The organism is Chitinophaga filiformis, assembly GCF_023100805.1.
Classification (GTDB): domain Bacteria; phylum Bacteroidota; class Bacteroidia; order Chitinophagales; family Chitinophagaceae; genus Chitinophaga; species Chitinophaga filiformis_B.
Genome location: NZ_CP095855.1, coordinates 4,480,717 through 4,501,086, shown reverse-complemented (window position 1 = coordinate 4,501,086; position 20,370 = coordinate 4,480,717). Strand labels below are relative to the sequence as shown.

At 47.9% G+C, this 20,370-nt stretch carries 15 protein-coding genes; 6 read left to right on the top strand and 9 right to left on the bottom strand.

Annotated features, from left to right (window positions below; translation table 11 throughout):
* The first annotated feature begins 25 nt into the window (after window positions 1-25).
* Window positions 26-448: a VOC family protein gene (locus MYF79_RS17685; protein WP_247808980.1), complete on the top strand. Its 423-nt coding sequence runs from the start codon at window positions 26-28 to the stop codon at window positions 446-448.
* Window positions 449-536: 88 nt separating this feature from the next.
* Here MYF79_RS17685 and MYF79_RS17680 read toward each other — a convergent pair whose 3' ends face one another.
* The 7 genes from MYF79_RS17680 to MYF79_RS17650 form a co-directional block, all read right to left on the bottom strand.
* Window positions 537-1,874: an alkaline phosphatase family protein gene (locus MYF79_RS17680; RefSeq protein WP_247808979.1), complete on the bottom strand. Its 1,338-nt coding sequence runs from the start codon at window positions 1,872-1,874 to the stop codon at window positions 537-539.
* A gap of 81 nt (window positions 1,875-1,955) precedes the next feature.
* Entirely contained in the window at window positions 1,956-3,008 is a 1,053-nt protein-coding gene (locus MYF79_RS17675; protein WP_247808978.1) for an acyltransferase family protein, read from the bottom strand.
* Window positions 3,009-3,038: 30 nt separating this feature from the next.
* Window positions 3,039-3,896: a PKD domain-containing protein gene (locus MYF79_RS17670; protein WP_247808977.1), complete on the bottom strand. Its 858-nt coding sequence runs from the start codon at window positions 3,894-3,896 to the stop codon at window positions 3,039-3,041.
* A 24-nt stretch (window positions 3,897-3,920) separates the two neighbouring features.
* Window positions 3,921-5,435 carry a RagB/SusD family nutrient uptake outer membrane protein gene (locus MYF79_RS17665; RefSeq protein WP_247808976.1) on the bottom strand — a complete coding sequence of 505 codons (1,515 nt, stop codon included), beginning with the start codon at window positions 5,433-5,435 and terminating at the stop codon, window positions 3,921-3,923.
* Window positions 5,436-5,449: 14 nt separating this feature from the next.
* Entirely contained in the window at window positions 5,450-8,698 is a 3,249-nt protein-coding gene (locus MYF79_RS17660; protein ID WP_247808975.1) for a SusC/RagA family TonB-linked outer membrane protein, read from the bottom strand.
* Window positions 8,699-8,887: 189 nt separating this feature from the next.
* The gene (locus MYF79_RS17655) at window positions 8,888-10,039 is read right to left on the bottom strand and encodes a FecR family protein (protein WP_247808974.1); all 1,152 of its coding nucleotides are present in this window, start codon (window positions 10,037-10,039) and stop codon (window positions 8,888-8,890) included.
* Between the two features lie 56 nt (window positions 10,040-10,095).
* Window positions 10,096-10,677: an RNA polymerase sigma factor gene (locus MYF79_RS17650; RefSeq protein WP_247808973.1), complete on the bottom strand. Its 582-nt coding sequence runs from the start codon at window positions 10,675-10,677 to the stop codon at window positions 10,096-10,098.
* A 118-nt stretch (window positions 10,678-10,795) separates the two neighbouring features.
* On the opposite strand from MYF79_RS17650, the gene MYF79_RS17645 reads away from it, so the two are divergent.
* Window positions 10,796-11,656 carry a hypothetical protein gene (locus MYF79_RS17645; protein ID WP_247808972.1) on the top strand — a complete coding sequence of 287 codons (861 nt, stop codon included), beginning with the start codon at window positions 10,796-10,798 and terminating at the stop codon, window positions 11,654-11,656.
* A 703-nt stretch (window positions 11,657-12,359) separates the two neighbouring features.
* Here the strand turns inward: MYF79_RS17645 and MYF79_RS17640 are convergent.
* The gene (locus tag MYF79_RS17640; protein ID WP_247808971.1) at window positions 12,360-13,451 is read right to left on the bottom strand and encodes a TlpA disulfide reductase family protein; all 1,092 of its coding nucleotides are present in this window, start codon (window positions 13,449-13,451) and stop codon (window positions 12,360-12,362) included.
* 511 nt (window positions 13,452-13,962) lie between these two features.
* On the opposite strand from MYF79_RS17640, the gene MYF79_RS17635 reads away from it, so the two are divergent.
* Window positions 13,963-14,334: a hypothetical protein gene (locus tag MYF79_RS17635; RefSeq protein ID WP_247808970.1), complete on the top strand. Its 372-nt coding sequence runs from the start codon at window positions 13,963-13,965 to the stop codon at window positions 14,332-14,334.
* Between the two features lie 221 nt (window positions 14,335-14,555).
* Here MYF79_RS17635 and MYF79_RS17630 read toward each other — a convergent pair whose 3' ends face one another.
* Window positions 14,556-16,085: a right-handed parallel beta-helix repeat-containing protein gene (locus tag MYF79_RS17630; protein ID WP_247808969.1), complete on the bottom strand. Its 1,530-nt coding sequence runs from the start codon at window positions 16,083-16,085 to the stop codon at window positions 14,556-14,558.
* 211 nt (window positions 16,086-16,296) lie between these two features.
* Here MYF79_RS17630 and MYF79_RS17625 point away from each other — a divergent pair, with 211 nt between their 5' ends.
* The 3 genes from MYF79_RS17625 (at window position 16,297) to MYF79_RS17615 (ending at window position 20,347) form a co-directional block, all read left to right on the top strand.
* The gene (locus tag MYF79_RS17625) at window positions 16,297-16,767 is read left to right on the top strand and encodes a YMGG-like glycine zipper-containing protein (RefSeq protein ID WP_199656598.1); all 471 of its coding nucleotides are present in this window, start codon (window positions 16,297-16,299) and stop codon (window positions 16,765-16,767) included.
* 135 nt (window positions 16,768-16,902) lie between these two features.
* Entirely contained in the window at window positions 16,903-17,979 is a 1,077-nt protein-coding gene (locus MYF79_RS17620; protein WP_247808968.1) for an alpha/beta fold hydrolase, read from the top strand.
* A gap of 385 nt (window positions 17,980-18,364) precedes the next feature.
* Window positions 18,365-20,347 carry a sigma 54-interacting response regulator gene (locus tag MYF79_RS17615; protein WP_247808967.1) on the top strand — a complete coding sequence of 661 codons (1,983 nt, stop codon included), beginning with the start codon at window positions 18,365-18,367 and terminating at the stop codon, window positions 20,345-20,347.
* Window positions 20,348-20,370: the final 23 nt, after the last annotated feature.

Here is a 20,370-nt window from a genome sequence, read left to right as displayed (position 1 = left end):
TTCTCTAACAATCAAAAAAAACGATATGGCTGCACTTAACCCTTATCTGATTTTTAATGGTAACTGCGAAGACGCATTTAATTTTTATAAGTCAGTGTTTGGCGTAGAATTCCAAATGATTTCAAAATTCAAAGACATGCCGGATGGTAAGTGCCCGGTAGCCGATGAGAACAAGATCATGCATGTATCCATGGCCATTGGCAACAAAGGGGATGTTCTGATGGGTAGTGATAACGGTTCGGGAATGGGAGACGTTAACATTGGTAACAACTTTTCTATTTCTATCAGCGCGCAGACAGAAGAGGAAACGAAGAAACTGTTTGATGGCCTCTCCTCCGGCGGCAAGATCACCATGCCGCTGACGCCTACTTTCTGGTCGCCGCTCTTCGGTATGTTCACCGACAAGTTTGGCGTTAACTGGATGGTGGGTTACGACAAGCAGTCCTGATCAGTTACAAAAATGTCAGAAGCCTTTAAATCCCAAGCGGGACTTAAAGGCTTCTTTTTACACGGGTATTTCATAGATAGTAGATGGCTTATTGCAGTATACCTGCCGGAATATGTCCATCGGCAGTGTTAAATGACAATCCCAACAACTTCGCGATGACAGGCGCTATATCTGTCAGGTCCATCTCCTTCACCGTCTTCCCCTTTGCTATACCTGCGCCATATGCTACAAAACCGGTCTGGATCTCCCGGAAATCAGGATAGAAACCATGTGTACCGCCCTTTGCTGCTTTTACAACAGCCCCCTTCACTCCTGCGCCTATAGTTACACCCGGCATGGCTGCCAGCGCCAGCGCGGCATCAGGATCAGCGCCAATGGCGTCCAGTTGTTTACGGTCGATTATTTTAAACAGTTTTTGCTGATCAGCCGGCAGATGCGTCAGTATCTCCTTTACTTTTTCCAATGATGCTTTGTCGTTCTTATCTTTCAGATGCAGGAATGCAGAACCTCCTGCGGCATGGAACCGGGCCTTCCAGTTGCCATTGTCCATGTCTGTGATCAATCCTGCCTCAGCCAGTAATATGTTCGGAGAGAAGGACTGCTGAATATCCACAAAACCATGATCGCCTGTTACGATGATGGTGGTACTGTCTTTGATACCGGCCCTGATCAATGCTTCCAGGATAGTGCCGATGGCCCTGTCGGCGCCTGCTACCGATTTCCTTACCAGCAAACCGTCACGTCCCTGCATATGCTCATAGTGATCTGTACAGGCCAGGTGTAAGGTAGTGAACGCAGGTTTATATTTTCTGATGATATAAGCGCCCATTCTTGCCACATTCTCATCCATCACCAGTTCTTCCCTTACCATGGAAAAATCGTCGGCTCCCAGCTTACCAGTGGCATTCTCCTCCAGTTCCTGCCAGAGACCGGCAGGGGTCGTTGCTTTGGCGGTTTCCTCCCTCCTGTCGGTCGACTTACCCAGTGGCCAGATATCCGGCACATTGCAATCAATAGGTCCACCTACCGTGACCGGCCAGATCACATTGGCATTTGTTTTACCTGCCTTATGTACCGCATCATATAAGGTAGGCGCCTTGATACCCTCATAATAAAAATACCATGCGCCGCTGGCCTTGCCTTCCTCAAAAGGCGCGTTATAATAAATGCCGTGTTTTGCAGGCTTTACACCTGTAATAATGGTAGTATGATCAGGATAGGTTACACTGGGGAACACACAGTTCACACCATCTGCCGAAACACCATTCTCCTTCATCATCCGGAGATTGTTCATTCCCCAGGAAGCTTCCTGGTAGAAGTCCGGACGGAATCCGTCAATAGTGATCAATACGACATGACCTGTCTGTTGTGCGGCGGCTGACAATGTTAACAGCAGCCCTCCTGCCATTGCATAGATACGCTTCATCTTCGCTGTCTTGTTTATGAGAAGAACTGTAAGATGAAGCGCTTACCGTCAGCAGGCCAGGTTAAGAAATTGTTATGAGCTTTATAGTTTAAAGAAGATCTTCTTTTTATACAGCCAGTAGCAGAGATACCATTCCAATGCCCAGGTTGTGAGTGCAGCTGGTATATGCCAGGGTACAAAAATGCCCACTACCCCATTCAGCCATTGCGCGCCAACCGTCTCAAAGAACAGGTAAATAAATATCGCGTTCATCCCCACTACTACGGCTATCCAGGCATAACGCTGGTGATCGCGTACGTCTATCCACCAGTAAAGGAAAGACAGTATGAGCAATACCCAGCCGGCAGAAGCCAGTACAAACCCGGCAGTACTGATCCTTTTTATGATGGGCGATATACCTGTGAGGTCAGCGCCGAACCCGAGACAGAGCAATATCACCCCGGCAAGGGCCAGTATGCCTGCTTTACGATTGCCCTCCAGGGTTGAAGACAATAACTTTCCTGCCGTTACGCCCCATACCGTATGCGCGGCCGTTGGAATGATATTGATAGCCACCCAGCCATCCTTATTGATCTTGCCCATCAGCAGCGTATCCATGTAAGCGCCGAAGTTGTGGTATTCAACAAAGGGCTGATCAAAACCCGGCACCAGTATACTACGGTAAAGGATGTCGTTCAGCAGGATCAGCAGCAGGCCTGTACTGATCTGGAAAGTATAGGAACGGCCGATGACCAGGTAAGCAATGATGCCGGTGGCGGACAATTGCGTCAGCACGTTCCACAGTTCCCACACCAGTTTGCCTGCATATACGCAATGCAGGCCCGTTCCCAGCAGGAAGAGCTTTGCACTGCGTATAGCGATATGTTTGAAATTTTGTTCCCAGCTCACGCCCTTCCGGCGCTTGCTTTCATAGGATATATACATGGCCGTGCCCGCCATGAACATAAATGCGGGCTGCACCAGGTCCCAGAAACGCAAACCATGCCAGGGATGATGAAAGAATTGCCGGATAAAAGCATTGTCATGCCACTCGCTGATCGACTCATATACCCGGCAACTTTCGCCCGCCAGTAATATCATGATCACTCCCCGCATGACATCCAGCGATAATAAACGGCCGGTCTGTTTTTCCATTATGATGTTGGGTTAATTAACTAAGATCACTTATTGCTCAAAATTGATCAGCACCGATGGCAGCCCCTTTCCTGGTATATCGCCCAGTGTGGCCGACCAGTCGCCTTTGGTTGCCTCTATGCCAATGCGCAACCCTGTAGTTGCCGCCAGGCCCTTCAGCTTTGCACGGGAAAGACGCAGCTCAAACTTCAGCACATTGCCTTCCTGCTGCTGCGTACCGAGGGTATAGAATTCCGTTACACCGGAGGCATCAAAAGTAAAGGCATTCTGAGCGCCTTTATGATAGAATGCATCAAACCAGTTTGCCAGCACAGCGCCCTCCAGCAACACGTCATAACCGCCCTCCGGGAAAGTACCGGTCAGCAGGCCCGTCCCTGCGTTGTTGTCGGTATCCATGTAAAAATCGAATATATCGGCATTTGCCGCCTTCGAATTCATTTCAAGATACACATAAACATAAGAGGCGTCATAATCGAATTTTGCCCGCCTGAAATACGTTTCCCCGGCACCCGCAGTGATGTCATGGTCTGTTACATGATCCCAGTCCGCCAGGGAATTATCATCCAGTTTTACGGGGGATGTTTTGGCAATATACAGGACCGTCGAACCCTCGGTCACCTTACCCTCTTTGGTGGTGGCATACAGGGTAGGTACATACTTGCCTTTCCCCGGATAGGTATGTACCGGGCTTTCCTCTTCCGAGGTGGTTCCATCGCCGAAATCCCATTTATAGGACACGGCGCCCGTGGTTTTGTTTGTAAAGGTGACGTCGTTGCCATTGATGCTGACCTCATAAAAAACATCAGCATCCGGCGTTACTTTGTCGTCGCTGCAACCGCTGATAAGCGCTGCCGCTATTATGAAGAATATATATCTGAATGAACGCATAGTGATCAGGATTTAAGCCATGAATTAAGGATTCTGTGAGCACAGTTTGTTGGTCTGGATCTCATCGATCGGGATGTAGTAGACCACCCGTTTATTGTCCGGGGCAATGATCATATTCTCATATCCCGCAGGCCTTTTACTGAGATCTATATCTGATTCTTTCAGTCCCGGCAGATGGTAGCCCCAGTAGGTCCTGTTCATGCTCAGTTTATTGCGGTACACGTCAAAAGTGCGGTGCCCTTCAAATGCCAGCTCTATCCTCCTATCCTTCAGCACTGTTTCCAGGGCGGTCTTACCTGCAGGCAGCTGCCCGTTGTACAGCGCGCCCTCCAGCCCCCTGTTCTTTCTGATCTGATCCACATCAGCCAGCGCTGCGGCGGTGTTGCCTGCCTTCGCTTCTGCCTCGGCCTTGTTGAGATACATTTCTGCCAGGCGGAAAAGTATAGGGGAGCTCAGTGTCGGGCTACCTCCCTGGCCGGAGAACTTGGTAATATAGTAGGTTTCAATACCGTTCTTCTTCTGCAGGTTGCCGGAGCCGTCTTTCAGAGGTACAATATAAGACCAGCGCGCATCTTCCGGATGCGCAGCCATCGTATCGCGCAGCGATTGTGATGCGAATTCCTCTCCCCAGCCGGAATTACCATCAGAGTAGATCATAGAGGCGATAGAACCCGCCTTTCCATAATCGTCTACCGTTGTAAAGGCCACACAAAGGATCGTCTCTTTACTGCCGCCTGCATTGGCAAACATCGACTTAAAACCGGTGGCAGTTTCCAATGCGAACCTGCCGGAATTGATCACTTTATTGCTGTAGAAAATAGTACTGTCATTGTCGCCTTTATACAGGTATACCCTCGACAACAATGCCCATGCCGCCTCCTGGGAAGCGTATTGCACACCGCGCTGCTGTCCCATCAGCTCCGCGCCTTTCGCTGCGTCGGCAATAATAGCGGCGTACGTTTCTGCTACGGTCGACCGCGCCCTGGACGACGCATCGCCGGTAGATGTACGCACGATGATACCAGCGGCAGCAGGGTCTTCTGCATAAGGACGGGCATAAAACCTGGCCAGGTTAAAGTGGCAGAATGCCCTCAGGAAATAACATTCACCGATCAGCTGTTTCACTGTTGCATCCGGATTCTGTATAGCTTCTGCAGCCTCTATCACGGTGTTCACGTCGTTGATGATCTTATAGGAGATATACCAGAAATAACGGCTGTTTGTCTGCGTGGGCGTATGGTTCAGCGAGAAACTATAATACAGCGGATCTGTAGTGGTTTGCGCGCACACAATATCATCACTGGCAAAATCACTCATCTGGAAATATTGCCGCAGGTACATGTTATTAAGGTCTGTCGTTCCATTGAACTCCACGTGATCCTTGAACAGCGCATAGGCTCCGTTCAATGCCTGTTTCAGGCCCTGTGTGGTTTGTGTCAGGGTGCCCGGTGTCAGCGAGTCGCTCGGTGTAATGTCTTTCAGGCAACTGCCGAACAGCAAGGGAAAAGTAAGTATGATAAGAAGGAATCTTGTTGTCATGTGCTGATAGTTTACTAGAACCTGATATTGATGTTGAACAGATACTGGCGGTTGTTCGGATATTTGAAATCCGATACGCCAGGCATTACATAACTGCCGGAGGTAATAGTTGTAGCAGGATCCTGTCCGAGGAACTTCGTGAAAGTATATACATTGTCTGCCGTCAGGGAAAGCGTTACCCCATCCATATGCCAGCGGCTTACCCATAGTTTGGGCAGCCTGTAAGACAGCGAAATATTACGGATAGCCAGGAAGTCGCCGTCTTTCAGGTAACGGGTGGAAGTTTCTGTGGAATTGGCAGCGTTCTGCGGACTGGGTTCTGTTGCATCATCTCCCGGATGTGTCCAGATCTTATAACCGGAAGGCAGTTTGATCTGGTTGTAATACGGTTCGTTCCCATCGTTCATCACAAAGCGCAGGCTGTTGCTGAACACTTTATTGCCCGTCAGGTAATACGCGTTCACACTGAGGGAGAGATTTTTGTATGTCCATTGCGAGTTAAAGCCCCCCTGTAGCTTCGGCAGGGCCGAACCCACTTCCTGGTAGGTGGCGCTGGCATAATCGGAAGTAGCTGCGCGCGATATCTCTTTGCCATTGGCATCGCGGTTGATCACTTCCCATTGCGGCGCCCCTGTTTCTTTATTTACGCCCAGCCATTTCGGCATGTAAAACTCATACAGGTTACCATCATTGCGGTATATCTGGGAAATGCTCCAGGTAGGCTGCGTACGGGTAATATCGCTGGGCAGTTCCTTCAGCTTGTTGGTGTTATAGTTGAAGTTCAGGTCTGTTGTCCATTCAAAATCATTGGTCTTGATGTTGATCGTACTGATCGTGAATTCTATCCCGTTATTAATCACCTTGCCAACATTCTCCCAACGCTGCTCGAAGCCGACTGACAGTGGTTGCGGCACCTGCAACAGCAGCTTGTTCGTTACGTTATTATAAGCATCCACCGTCAAATTGATCCTGTTGAACAGACCTACATCCAGGCCCAGGTTCAGCTGCCTTTTGCTCTCCCAGGTCAGGTTTGGGCTGGGCAATTGTGACGGCGTGGCAGCTGTTCCTCCATTGTATTGGCTGCTCAGTGAATAAAGGCCCAGGTAACGGGAAGAGCCTATATCCTGTGTACCGGTTACGCCATAGCTGGCCCTCAGTTTCAGGTTGCTGAACAGCTTATTGCCCACCAGGAAATCTTCATTGCTGATCTGCCAGGCGGCAGATACAGCGGGGAAAGAACCGTAACGGCGGCTGGAAGGAAATGCAGTTGAACCATCCACACGATATGACCCTGTCAGGAAATATTTATCCCTGTAACCATAGCTGAGCTGTGAGATAAACGATTGTATAATAGCTTGATCATTCGAACCGGTCACCAGCTGATTGTTAGACACTACGTTCAGCACCTTCAGCCCCTCGGGCAAACCTTTACCGGAGGCGCCCAGTATTTCGGTTTTACTGTTCTCTATTGCGATACCCGCCAGGCCACTGATGCTATGATCTCCTTTACGGAAATTGAACTTCAACAGATCGTTGGAAATGATACCATACGATAAAGTGCTCAGCTCATTCAGGAAACCGGTACCGCTGTATTGCCCTGCTACGACAGATGAATAATAATCAGTACCCTTGTTGTAGCTGACGGCGGCCCTGTTGCTGCTGGAGAAGGACAGCCAGTCTGTAATGTTCACATTCAGGCCCAAGTCATAGTTAACGTCAAAGTTCTTATATGGGTGATTGGAGTTCCTGATGGTATGTATGGGATTCACTTTATCTCTCGACCACCATTTAAAAGTGGAATTTCCATCTACGTATACCGGCTGTCCCTTAGCGTCGTAGGGATTATCCCAGGGCATGTTCAGGTAAGCATAATATACGTCATCGTAGTTATAGCTTTTACCGGTAGATCCACTGATATTGATATTGTTGGTGAGGCTCACCTGTTTAGAGAAATGGTAGGTAGAATTCCCGCGCAGGTTGATACGCTGGAAACCTGTATTCATGAAGGTTCCCTTTTCATTATAGTAGGAAAGACCTGTGTAATATTCATTCTTCTCTGTACTGCCGCTGGCTGATAAATAGATATTCTGCACCGGGGCTGTTTCGAACATGGTATTCAGCCAGCTATAATTCTGACCACGGAGGCTCTGAGGTCTTTCACTGTAAAACTTCAGGATATCGATCTTGTAGGAATTATTGTCAGTGCCCGGAATATAGTCCCGGTAAAATTCTTTATGCCGGTCGTACAATTCGCTGCCTGTCAGCATCTTCATCCTGCCAAAATCCGGTTTACGAAAGCCGGTGGTCACCTTTGCCTCAAAGCGGGTCTTCCCCAGTTTTGCCTTTTTGGTGGTAACGATGATCACCCCGGCATTGGCCTGAGAACCATACATGGCGGTAGCGCCTGCATCTTTTAATACAGTAATGCTCTCCACATCGTTAGGATCATAATTGCCGCCGATGATGCCATCTACCACGAACAGCGGGCTTTGTGAAGCATTCACCGACGATACGCCTCTCAAACGGAGCTCCGCCGCTGTACCCGGCACACCTGAGCTGTTCACCACCTGCAGGCCGGCTACCTTACCCTGTAGCATGCTGCCGACATCATTGGTGGTAACGTCTTTCAGTTTCTCTGCCGATACTACGCTCACGGCGCTGGTCAGCTCACTTTTCTTTTTGTCGCTATACCCTACCACCACCACTTCATTAAAATTGCGGGTATCCTCTTCCAGCTGCAGGTTGATCTGTGCAGCGGCAGGCACCTCTTTGGTAGCGAAGCCGATGTTACTGATGACCAGTATATCTCCCGGGTGCAGGTCGCGCAGCACAAAACGTCCCTGGCTGTCTGTCTGTGTACCCTTCTTTGTACCTTTTACCAGTATTGTAGCACCGGGCAGGGGTACATTATTGGGCGCCCTGACCATTCCCGTGACCGTTATCAGCGAATCGGCCGCCGGCGCCGGAGGGGCGAGTTTCTTAATAACGAAGTTCTTTCCTTCGAGTGCATATGCTACCTGCTGGTTGCGTAGGCAGAGCTCCAGCACTTCCTGTACCGGGGCGTCTTTCACGTAGAAGGTAACGGGAACGGTATTGGAAAGTACTTTTTCCGAATAGATGATAGAGACCCCGGTCTGGGTGATGATCTCTGCGAATACTTCCCGGAGGGGCATATTCTTGGCATTTAAAGTTACCTTCTGGGAGTACCCGGCAGCACTCACATGCAGGATGCTTACCAACAGCAGGAACGTGGTCAGTTTCATAACCAGGCAAATTTTGGTTGATAGCCCGCGCGTAGAGCGGGCCTGTACATAACAGTCGAAATGCATACTTTTGCAGTGTTTGGTGGTACTTAAATGGTCTTACAGCGATTTATTGAGGACACCAGATAACACACCGGAGGTGTTGCGAGCATCTCCGGTTTATTTGATTGTCCTCCTGGTTGATATTTACTATGGTAATACGATTACCTTTCTTCCTTCGACCCTGAAATGATTATAGCCGTTTCCTTCCAGCAAGGCCAGTATGTCGGCCAGTTGCAGGTTCCTTCCAATACCGCCCCCATACAATTCCGTTCCGGGACTGGCCATGTAGACAATATCCACATCGTACCAGCGGGCTACTTCCCTCAGAATAGCGGGCAAAGCCATGTTATTGAATACAAACAATCCGTTCTTCCACGCGGTTACTTTTTTGATGTCTGCTATTCTGACCGTAAGCTGATGGTCTTCATTGTTCATTACCGCCTGTTGGCCGGGGCGTAATATTTGTTCATTGCTGCCTTCCTTCACCTGGACGCTGCCTGCCAGGAGGGTAGTATTAATAGAGGCCTCGTCCCTGTAGGCCATAATATCGAAGTCGGTACCCAGTACCTGTACCTCCATACTATGCACTTTCACCTTAAATGGCTGTTGCGCATTGGCCGCCACCTCGAAATAGCCCTGTCCTTCCAGCTCCACAACCCGCTCCCTGCCGGTAAAGGCCGTCGGATAACGTAACATGGAGGCCGAATTGAGCCATACTTTTGTGCCATCGGGCAATACCACCCTGAATTGTCCGCCCCTTGGCGTAGTCAGCTTGTTGTAGTGTACGGTACCGTCTGCCGGCTGACTGCCGTATGATAACTGTCCATTCTGTTGCTGAATAGCGATGCCTCCCTGCCTGATCACCTGTTTACCTGTACTGTCCAGCGTCACCACCGACCCATCTGCCAGGGTCAGCACTGCCCTGTTGGTGCCGGGCGCAATGGACGCCGGAAGGGCTTGTTCTGCCAGCGCTGGCTTAGGTACGGCCTGCCTGCGTGCTGCCAGCCAGTAGGTTGCTCCCGCTACCAGTACGAATGCGGCAGCCACAGCCACCCGTTTCAGGGTAATGACAGCCCTGCGGGGCTGCTGTACGGGCCTGATCTGCTGATATACCTGTTCGTAATCAATATCAGGTGCTGCCAGGTCTGCATGCCAGCTCTCTTCCAGGAAACGCTCCAGCGCCTCCGGATCATCTCCCTTGCCAATGGCTGCGAAGAGTTCATCCAGCTCTTCCCGGCTGCATGACTTATTCACATAACGTTCTAAGAGATAAGCAATTCTTTGTTGATGATCAGGCATATACTGTAAAGACGGATGTGATAGAAAATAGGACCGCGGATATTTAAAATATTTTTTTAGGGGGTGGTCAGTACGAAGAGGAAAAGCAATAATTCTGAGTGGCGGGACAGGAATTGCCGGAGAAAACGTAATGTTTCCACCTGTACGTTTTTAACCCGGCTTTTGGACAATTGCAGCTGACTGGCAATAGCGGCATGATCCAGCCCCTCCTGGCGGCTCAGGCGGAAAATAGTGCGCTGCTGCTCCGTGAGCCGGGAAAGGGCGGCGTTGATCAGTTGCTGGCTTTCGCGGGCATCCAGTTGCAGATCAAGGGCGTCTGCCACGCTGGATATATTGGCCCACACATGGTCCACCAGTTTTTGCTGCTGCGCGATCTTCCGGAGATGGTCCAGGGTCTTATTCCTGGCAATGATAAAGATATAATTGGCGGGATTGACGATAACCGGTAATTGCTCCCGGTTGGCCCATAGCTTCATAAAGGTTTCCTGCAGGATGTCTTCTGCATCTACGGCGGAATGGGTCAGGTGGAACACAAAAGCGGCCACCTGCCTGCTATGCCGGTCATATAATTCCCTGAAGGCGCTTTCGTCGCCTTTTTTCATCCTTAATAACAGGTCGTTATCGGTGTCTTGCTGCATGCGTAAAACCGCTGTTCCCTTTAGCTGCTTAAAATGTTATCCAGCTAAAAATACAAAAAACTATACTTATCCTTCTTATCTTGCGTATCTATTATTTATCTGATCATTACCCTATCCTATGCACACTCCTGGCACCTGTTATAAGGCTTCGGGGCGTTTCGACGCTAAACGCCTGACCCTTTTTACATTGACCGGCATTCTGTTCGCGGTCTTTATTGGCTGGTTGTATTATATACTCTGCCGGATCAATCCGATCACATTTCTCAACTTCATTATCCTGGGACTGGTAAGTTTCGGGGCCGCCATCCTGTGTGCCTTCATCGTTGGCCGCTGCCAATGCCGGAATGAAACCATCAGTAATGCGATACCGGTGCTGCTCTGTTACATCATATGGTCAACACAATGGGCATTCTTTAACCTGCACTGGCATTATGGCTATTCCTTCTGGGGAGGCATTTTAAATCCGCTGACCACACTGAAGATCATCAATGCCCGTGCAAACCAGGTGGATATGTACAGCCTTCCATACGGAAAAGGCCTTCAGTACATATGGTATACAGCAGAACTGGCGGCATTCCTGCTGGTAGCCAGATGGGTAAATAGTTCCAAAACCTATTTCTGTGAAGACTGCGCCGACTATTACAGAGAGGCACATGCCCACCTGCTTGATGCAGAACTGGAAAACTTTCATCTGCTGAAAGAAATGGAAGGTGAGGATCATCAATATCGTTTCCTGCCGCAGCTGGTATTTGTGAAGAAACTGACGCCAATATATGCAGAACGTAAACCTGTTCTCAAAGTAACGCTGCACTATTGTCCCAGATGTATGCGCAATACGATGGTAAGCGTATCTTCCTATATGCAGGACATAGACAGCAGCAATAAATCGCATACAACGCTAACGAAAAAGGAACCGATAACAGAAGGGATGTATATTGCCAAAGCGACAGCTGATGCGTTGATCAGAAAGTTTGCCTGACCGACATTCACAAACAACACAGTTGGCATAACACAATAAGAATCCTGATGGAGTCCCGATGTTCATAGCCGGGTTGATAACTCGGGGGGCGCGGGGTTATAATCGCGGGAACGATGTTCATAACGCCGGGCAACCCCACGACGATGTTTCCAGCACCAGCAGCACACTGACACGGGAGAACATCAAATTATCACAACATCATTAACAAAACATAATAGGACTCCGTCAGGAGTCCCGTGTTTGTAGCCCGGGGTGATAACCCCGGGACGGTGTTTGTAACACGGGTGACAAACACGGGACGGCGTTTTTAACGCGGGTGACAACCCGGGACGGTGTTTGTAACACGGGTGACAAACCCGGGACGGCGTTTTTAACGCGGGTGACAACCCGGGACGGTGTTTGTAACGCGGGTGACAACCCCGGGACGATGTTTGTAACGCGCCCACGGGCGGATGCATATAACCACGTATGCGACCGTCGGAAACACAACGAGCCCTCCCCCCAGTAGCAACACATATTCAGAGACATAAAGCAGAAGGCACGCCGTGGCGTGCCTTCTGCTTGTAACCACGGGCCTGCGGCCCGGGAATGAAAAACCTGAACGGAACCGCTGCCAAGGTTGCCCTGAGACAGCAGCCTTTTATTGTTGCAAAATGTAAGGCAGCGATCCCATTCAGATGGTCCCCGTTTATATATTATTCGATCACTTTTTACCGATCACGCTATCAAGCTTCTCTTCCAGTTGTTTTCCTTTCAGGTTCCTGCCTATGATCTTTCCTGTATCGTCTATCAATACATTCTGTGGCACGGCAGATATCTTGTAAAGCACGGCTACTTCATTCTTCATGAACTTTATGTCAGACACATTATAGCCCGTGAGCCTGTCTTCACTAAGTGCATTGGTCCATTGTTCCCGGCGGGCTTCAAGGCCGACGTTTATCACCACTATCTTCTTATTATCATAAGCCTTCATGATCTGTTTCAGCTCCTGGTTTTCAATCCTGGAAGCAGAGTTCCAGCTACCCCAGAAGTTCAGCAGTACGAATTTTCCTTTGAAGGAAGAGAGGGTCACCTTGTTACCATCCGGATCTTTCTGTGTAAAATCAGGCGCCTCGGTACCTACAGCAGCTTGTTTCGACTCAAGCAATTTCTTCTGAAAAGCCTTTCCACGTATAGTCTTCTTCGTTCTGTCGCTCAATACTCTATAGAGTGGTTCTACGTCTGCATAGTCTATGAAGGCGCCTGCATATTCTTCCAGGATGTCGATGCTGATATACATTTCCGGATTCTGCTGGATAAACTCCTTCATTTTTACTTTGCGCTCGTCCATTGCCGCGCGGAAACGCTCCATGTAATTCCTTTTCGCAGCAATACCCTGTGTACTAACGTCGGAGAACATCGTGTTGGACGATTCGGTGGTCAATGCTTCTATTTTGGCATTGATCTCCGCCATATGTGTCTGGTACACCAGGTATTCGTCCTGTGTTTTCGAGCCTGTCGCCTCAAAGTTGGAGATGTCTTCATCTGAAGTCAGCCAGATATTGGCGCCTGGTTCTATATACAAATGCGCAATATTCTTGCTGCTGAAAAAATTCACAGGCTCTCCGTTCCGGCTTACCATCAACAGCGCGTTCACCGGGTAAGGCACGTACTGCATGATCTTGAAAAATCCGTTCTCTACATATGCTGAATCATATACAGCCTCACCATCTACTGAATAGCCTAAATAAACCACTGCCGGAGCTGGTAGTTTCCCAAGTTGTCCTCTGATATAGAAACTTGTTTGAGCAAACATTGGCATCGATATCAAACACGCCGCGAGAAACATCAAAATTCTGTTCATCTGTTATAACCTTTATAAAATGCTATATGAATTGTAGTAGATAATCAAACTGACAATGCGCATTATCAATTAAATTATTTCGTTTGACTATATGACAAGATTTATGACCCGATAAGCGTACAAGCGTTAAAAAAAATTTTAACGTATTTCTTCTTAGGCTTGTGAAGCGAATATCCACAAATGAGAAAAAAGCATAAGACATAAACGTTCATAACTAATTTGGCCTCTGTTATTTAAAACACGAAACACGTATCGCCTATACGAAAATGCTATCAGGAAAGTAGTTCAGCACACTTTTTCAGAGTGATTGATAATCAGGCACAAAAAAAATTCGCCTCTCCATAGGAGCCTGCACATGAGCAAAGAATTTATCCCCATAAGCAATAAAACGGGAGCTTATATTTAAAAATTTGTTAAATTGTACCGGAGTTAATGAAAATTCTGTCAACTAAAGCCGAGGCCTATGAACAAAAAAGTACTCTATTTATTATTTTTTATTGCTGCTTCCACGTTCACATTCATTTTTGGAAATGCTGCAGATGCGAAAGTTGTAAAAGCAACTTTTACTGAAATCGGGTATCAGAAAGATGCTGATTACCACTACACATTTTATATCAACCTCGGCAAAGACGAAACAATCTCTCTGGCCTATGTGCAGGTGCAAAGCAATGCTACCGGCGAGGTCCTGAAACTGGATAGTTTCAAAGGCTATGTGGCTTACTGGAAGGGTTCACAGTTTATTATAAAGAACGAGGCTACGGTTTCATTTTTTGATGGAGACAAGCTGGTGTCCAAGGCATTGAAGGGAGTAATTGAAGGTGGCATGAAAATGTAAAACAATTTATCCGGAAAGATAAATCAGGAAGTCGTCAGGACCGTTGAATAAACAGTTTTGACGACTTTTGAATTTGCCCCCATGTGGCACTCAGGAAAGCGAGAAGGGCCGGAAAACCCTGGTGGAAATTCTTCTGAATATGATTAAAGGTCGCATTACTACGACCTTTAATCAAGACACCTACCGAAGAACGTATCGGCATTGAATGCTATAAAATGCCATTACAAAGCCGTTTCATCTGCTCCAATATCCACTCTGTTGTTCTGTTTCCTTGACTGCTTGTCTATATCCAGTTCTCCGGATGCCGGCACAAAGGCAGGATCACCCGCATTGATACAAGCCGAGCCACTGGCCAGATGCAGGTTCAGCGCTGCCGCCGTATTATTCACAAAAGAAGGATTACCGTAAGTAGCGTGTGCCTCCAGTCCTGTACCTGCCTGGAAACCAGCCAGTGTAGTATAGAACCCGTCATTGCCCCAGTCAAAGGTGGAAGCACTTCCTGAATTGGTGTAATACCTGTCGTAATCCATTGCCAGATTGGTAGTAGTATATCCCAGCAGTTTGATCACTACGATGTCGCTGGCGGATTGTATAATGTTGTTGGAAAACGTCACATGATCAGTGTTCTGCAAACTGATCTCGCCTCCCCAGCCGCCTTTTGTATAGTTTTTAAAGAGTGTGTTATTACTGATCGTGGAATAAACAACCTTACTGCCGGATGCATTTGAACCGATCAATAATCCTGCATCTATATTATTGTAGATGAAATTGCTGCGTATATTGATCCCTTCAGCGGTATTATTAGGATTTTCACAACCCACAGTAATACCAGCACCATTATTAAAAGAGATATTTCCTTCAATATTGATCCAACGTCCGCCATCTACATAAATACCACCGCTGGTGGCCACTGGTGAAATGCAGTTATAGACCACATTGCCTTTTACATTGCCGTTCCTTGCAAAGTTCACGCTGTCGGGGGCCCCTGTCCAGCCATAATGCCCGGTCATATCTATACCGATGTTCCTGATATGGTGCACAATGTTATTCTCTATCAGGAAGTTACTTACATTCCCGCCAATGGTCATCCCTTCACTGAAACCCGTGTTACATGCATATACCTGGTTGCTGCCGAAATATATTTCGGTGTAAGCGACAGGTGTAGCGCCTACGAGTATCAGCGGATTGGCATTATCGAGGGAAGTTGGCACGGCGCTGGAATCCGTAGTCCACCCGATATTATAAATGTGGCAGGAAGTTACCTGTACATCGGTACCGGTTCCTTCAATATGGATACCGAAGGCGCCCGGTTTAATGTTATTGGCTATGCGGATATTGTTGATCCGGATATGGCTTTTATTGACCACGTGGATCATTGCAACGCTGTCCGGGTTTGTAGCACCCACGCCATCAATAATAACGATGCCGCCGGCATAGTTGGTCAGCGTGACCGGCTCAGCGGCAGAGGCGCCGGAATGCCGCCAGCTAAGCCGTTCCTTGTAGGTACCACCCGCTACATAGATGGTGGCTCCAGCCCCTTCCGTTGTCTTGTCAAGGGCTTTCTGAATAGTTTTGAGGGCGGTGGTCTCGGAGGTACCGGCGTTGGCATCATTGCCGGTGGCTCCGTTCACGTAATAATTCGTGATAGCCAATGCACTGGCACTTTGGGCTTTGTCGCGGATCAGTTCACTGTCTTTCTTGCTACAGGAAATCAGGGTTGCCATCAGGAGGCATGCAATAGCATTTTTCATTGTTGTTGGGTTTAATGGTTACATCAATACCGTTAAAGACGAAACTCCGGAAAGAAAGGACCGCTGATGGAGATAATTAGCTGAAAATAAATAAATAGTAAAAAAGCACTATTTACATCAATTTAATTTACAGCATAATTAAGGAGAATTCACAAAAATGGCATAGTTTTGTCTACTAGTACTGTATATTGATAAACCAAAAAATCAGGCCATGAAACAGTTATTTTTGAGCTTAGCAACTATCGTCACGCTATTCGCCTGTAATAACAAACCATCTCAGGAAGAGGCTATTGAGGCTGCAAAACAGGCAGCAGTAGACTCTGTTAATGCTGTTAATGAAGTAAAACAGCGCACCATTGATTCAATGGAGACTGTTAAAAATATCCGTGGAAAGAATGCACCAGCCACTGTTCATCACAGCAGCAGCGCCAGTGCAGACAATAGCGCACCAGCTGCGACTACCACCACAACTACCACCGAAAAGAAGAAAGGCTGGAGCCACACTGCTAAAGGTGCTGTTGTAGGTGCTGGTACAGGCGCGGTTACAGGTGCTATTCTGAATAAGAACGACCGTCTGAAAGGTGCGGCTATCGGTACCGTTGTAGGTGCTGGTGCAGGTGCTGGTATCGGTGCGATCGTAGACCACCAGAAGAAGAAAAAAGAAGCTGCTAAACAGCAGTAATGCCGCTTAGCGTGAAATCATATGATCCCGGGTACGTCATGTACCCGGGATTTTTTATTAAAGTGACCAACGGTTATTAAAACCGCCTGATTATAACTACTTTTTCGCCTGCTTTGCAAACAAACGCTTCCTGTCATGCTGAAAAAGTATTCATTCCTCCTGGTATTCCTTTTCCTGTGCATCCATACAAAGGCGCAGTCCTCCTATCCTACCCCCGCGGAAGGTATTTATGCCGTTGAAAATTTCACTTTCGAGAATGGGGAAAAACTCCCTTTGATGAACCTGCACTATTATACGATAGGCACTCCCCGCAAAGGTGCTGATGGCAAGGTCATGAATGCAGTATTGATCATGCATGGCACCACCGCTTCTGCCACAGGTTTCCTTGGAAAACAGTTTGCCGGTCAGTTATTTGGCCCCGGCCAGTTGCTGGACGCCGGCAAATATTTTATCATATTGCCCGATGCCATCGGCCATGGTAAATCCAGTCGTCCGAGCGACAGCCTTCACATGCATTTCCCGGCATATACCTACAATGACATGGTAACTGCCGAATATATACTGCTCACCAAACACCTGGGGGTTAACCATCTCCGCCTCATACTGGGTACTTCCATGGGCGCTATGCACACCTGGGTATGGGGCTACGCCTATCCGGATTTCATGGACGCCATGATGCCGCTGGCCTGTCAGCCCGCCCCTATTGTGGGCCGCAACCGGATGATGCGTAAAATGGCGATCGACCTTATTAAAATGGATCCTGCCTGGCAGGGAGGTGAATACAAATCGCAACCCACCCTGGGATTAACAGGTGCTTTATCCTCTTTCTTTTTCATGAACAGCAGTCCCTTACAGCTGCAGCTCTCTGCTTCTACAAGGGAAAACGCCGACTCGCTGGTAGTCAGAATGCGAAGAGCCAGCCTGTCCTCCCTGGACGCCAATGATGTGATCTATGCACTGGAAGCGTCCCGGTATTATAATCCTTCTCCCTATCTCTCAAAGATCAAAGCACCCGTTTTCGCTGTCAACTCTGCTGATGATGAGATCAATCCTCCCGAACTGGGTGTGATGGAAAGAGAGATCAAAAAAGTAAAGAAGGGGAGATATATCTTGTTACCTGTCACAGACAAAACCGTTGGTCATGGCACCAATTCGCTACCCGCTGTGTGGGGAGAATACCTGAAAGAATTGTTGGAAATTTCAGGGAAATGAATCGTGCCGATTCAATGTAAACCTAAAGTGTTGAAGGCGACCGGGCAAAAGTTTGAACATCCGTCTTTTTTTACTATCTTTTGTCTTATTGAAGAGCGTATGTAGAATGCAGTCCCCTGAACCATACGGGGTCTGACTTTTTTATGATCCTCATAAAAAAGACGCCTATGTCTGGAAAATTTTTCACCTGCCTGCTATTCTGGTTGTTGATCCCATGTAAGGTGGTATCGCAAATTCCGGCGCCTGCAATTACTACTCCTGCCGGGTGCTTACTACGCTTTTGAGACAGATAATTATCACCGGCGCCTGGACAGCGTTACGTATTTGTTGTAATGAACATGCACTTTTCACATACACCTTTGATGAACGCTTAATTACCAATATTATGAAGAAGAAAGTGCTGATCGTGGAAGATGAATTTATTGTGGCCAATAACCTCCGACAGGTACTACAGCGGTTTGGTTATGAGGTCAGTGGGATTGCTGCCTCCGGCGAAGAGGCCGAAGAGCTGCTTCAACGGGAGAAACCGGATATCGCATTACTGGATATCCGGCTACAGGGTAAACTTTCAGGCATCGATCTTGCCAGGAAATTAAGATCTGAGCATATAGCCTTTATCTATTTGTCTGCTAATTCCAACCGGAAAATACTCGAAGAAGCAAGGGCCACAGAACCTTATGGCTTTCTGGTGAAGCCTTTCAGAAAAAAAGACCTGATGGTGATGTTAGATATTGCCTGGTACCGACATATGCATAGCCTTGAAGCCAGGGAACGCCGGGAACACCTTTTACAGCAACAGATTGAGGAAGCAGCCCATGAAGATGCTACGGGCCGGCAGAAGATATTGAAGCTCGCCAGGATCCTGCTACCTCACATACCATTCGATTTTATCACGTCCGGTCTCAGGCCTCTCAATACCGCACAATTTGATGACAAGGGCTATCTGCGCATCGGATTCGATGAATACCAGTTTATCGGCACAGAAGAACTGCTTACAATTACAAACCTGAAAAAAGCGGCATTGCCGGTCGTCCTGGCCAACAGCCAAACAGACATAAATACAGTCATCTGCAATGAGATACAGGATGAAAAGCTACATGTGCCCTCCCTGCTGAAGACATTGGCCGGGACATTCAACATCCGGTCCTACCTGGTATTTCCTGTTACTTTGAATAATGGACTATCCTTTCACTACTTCTTCTATAGCCGCCGGCTGGATGTGTATACGGATAATCATATTGCCTTACTAAACCGGTTAAGACCCTCAATAACGGCCCTGTCTGAAAGAATAATGTATGAAGATGATCCGGCGGATTCGTTGTTGAACCCTGCAGGTGCATTTACAAATCTACAGGGAGAAACGGTTAACCGGCCTGAATTCAGGAACATCATCGGCAGTCACCATCTTTTATTGGCAGCATTGGATCTTACTGCACAGGTAGCGCCGCACAATACTTCAGTATTGATACTGGGGGAAAGCGGCACCGGTAAAGAACAGGTGGCGCAATCTATTCATCTGCTCTCGCCAAGAAAAAATGCCCCCTTCATAAAGGTCAACTGTGCAGCTATTCCGGCCACACTGATCGAGTCAGAATTATTTGGCCATGAGAAAGGGGCCTTCACGGGTGCAACGGAAAAAAGGAAAGGTAAATTTGAACAAGCCGACGGTGGGACCGTCTTTTTAGATGAGATAGGAGAACTGCCGCTCGAAATGCAGGTGAAAATATTACGTGTTTTACAGGAAAAAGAGATTGAACCTATCGGTGGCAACGCTCCGCTACAGGTCAATGTCCGCATTGTTGCCGCCACAAACAGGAACCTGGAAGAAGAGGTAGCCCGGGGAAATTTCCGGCTCGATCTATACTATCGGCTGAATGTTTTCCCGATCACATTACCACCCTTAAGGGAGCGAAGAAGTGACATAGAAGGATTGGCCGTCTATTTTGCAGAAAAGTTTTGCAGGGAATTCAACAAGCCGTTTAATGGCATTACAGCGTCAATGATGGAAACAATGCTCACTTATGACTGGCCGGGCAATATCAGGCAACTGGAAAATGTCCTGGAACAATCTGCTATTCTCAATGATGGCAGATCGCCACTGGAATTGAGACGAAATCTTACAGGTACATCCCCTGCTCCTTTGGCTACAACAGATATTAAAACACTGGATGATGTCAAACGTGTTCAAAGGGAGACAGAAAGGGAATATATCATATCCATCCTGAGGAAAACAGCCGGACGGATACGCGGCGCCAACGGGGCCGCGGAACTACTGAATATTAAACCCACAACACTCGAGTCCAAGATGGAGAAGCTCGATATCAAAAAGAATGACTTTCTAAGCTCCACTAAGGATATCCGGGGTTAAACTTCCCGCCGGTCAATGCATTG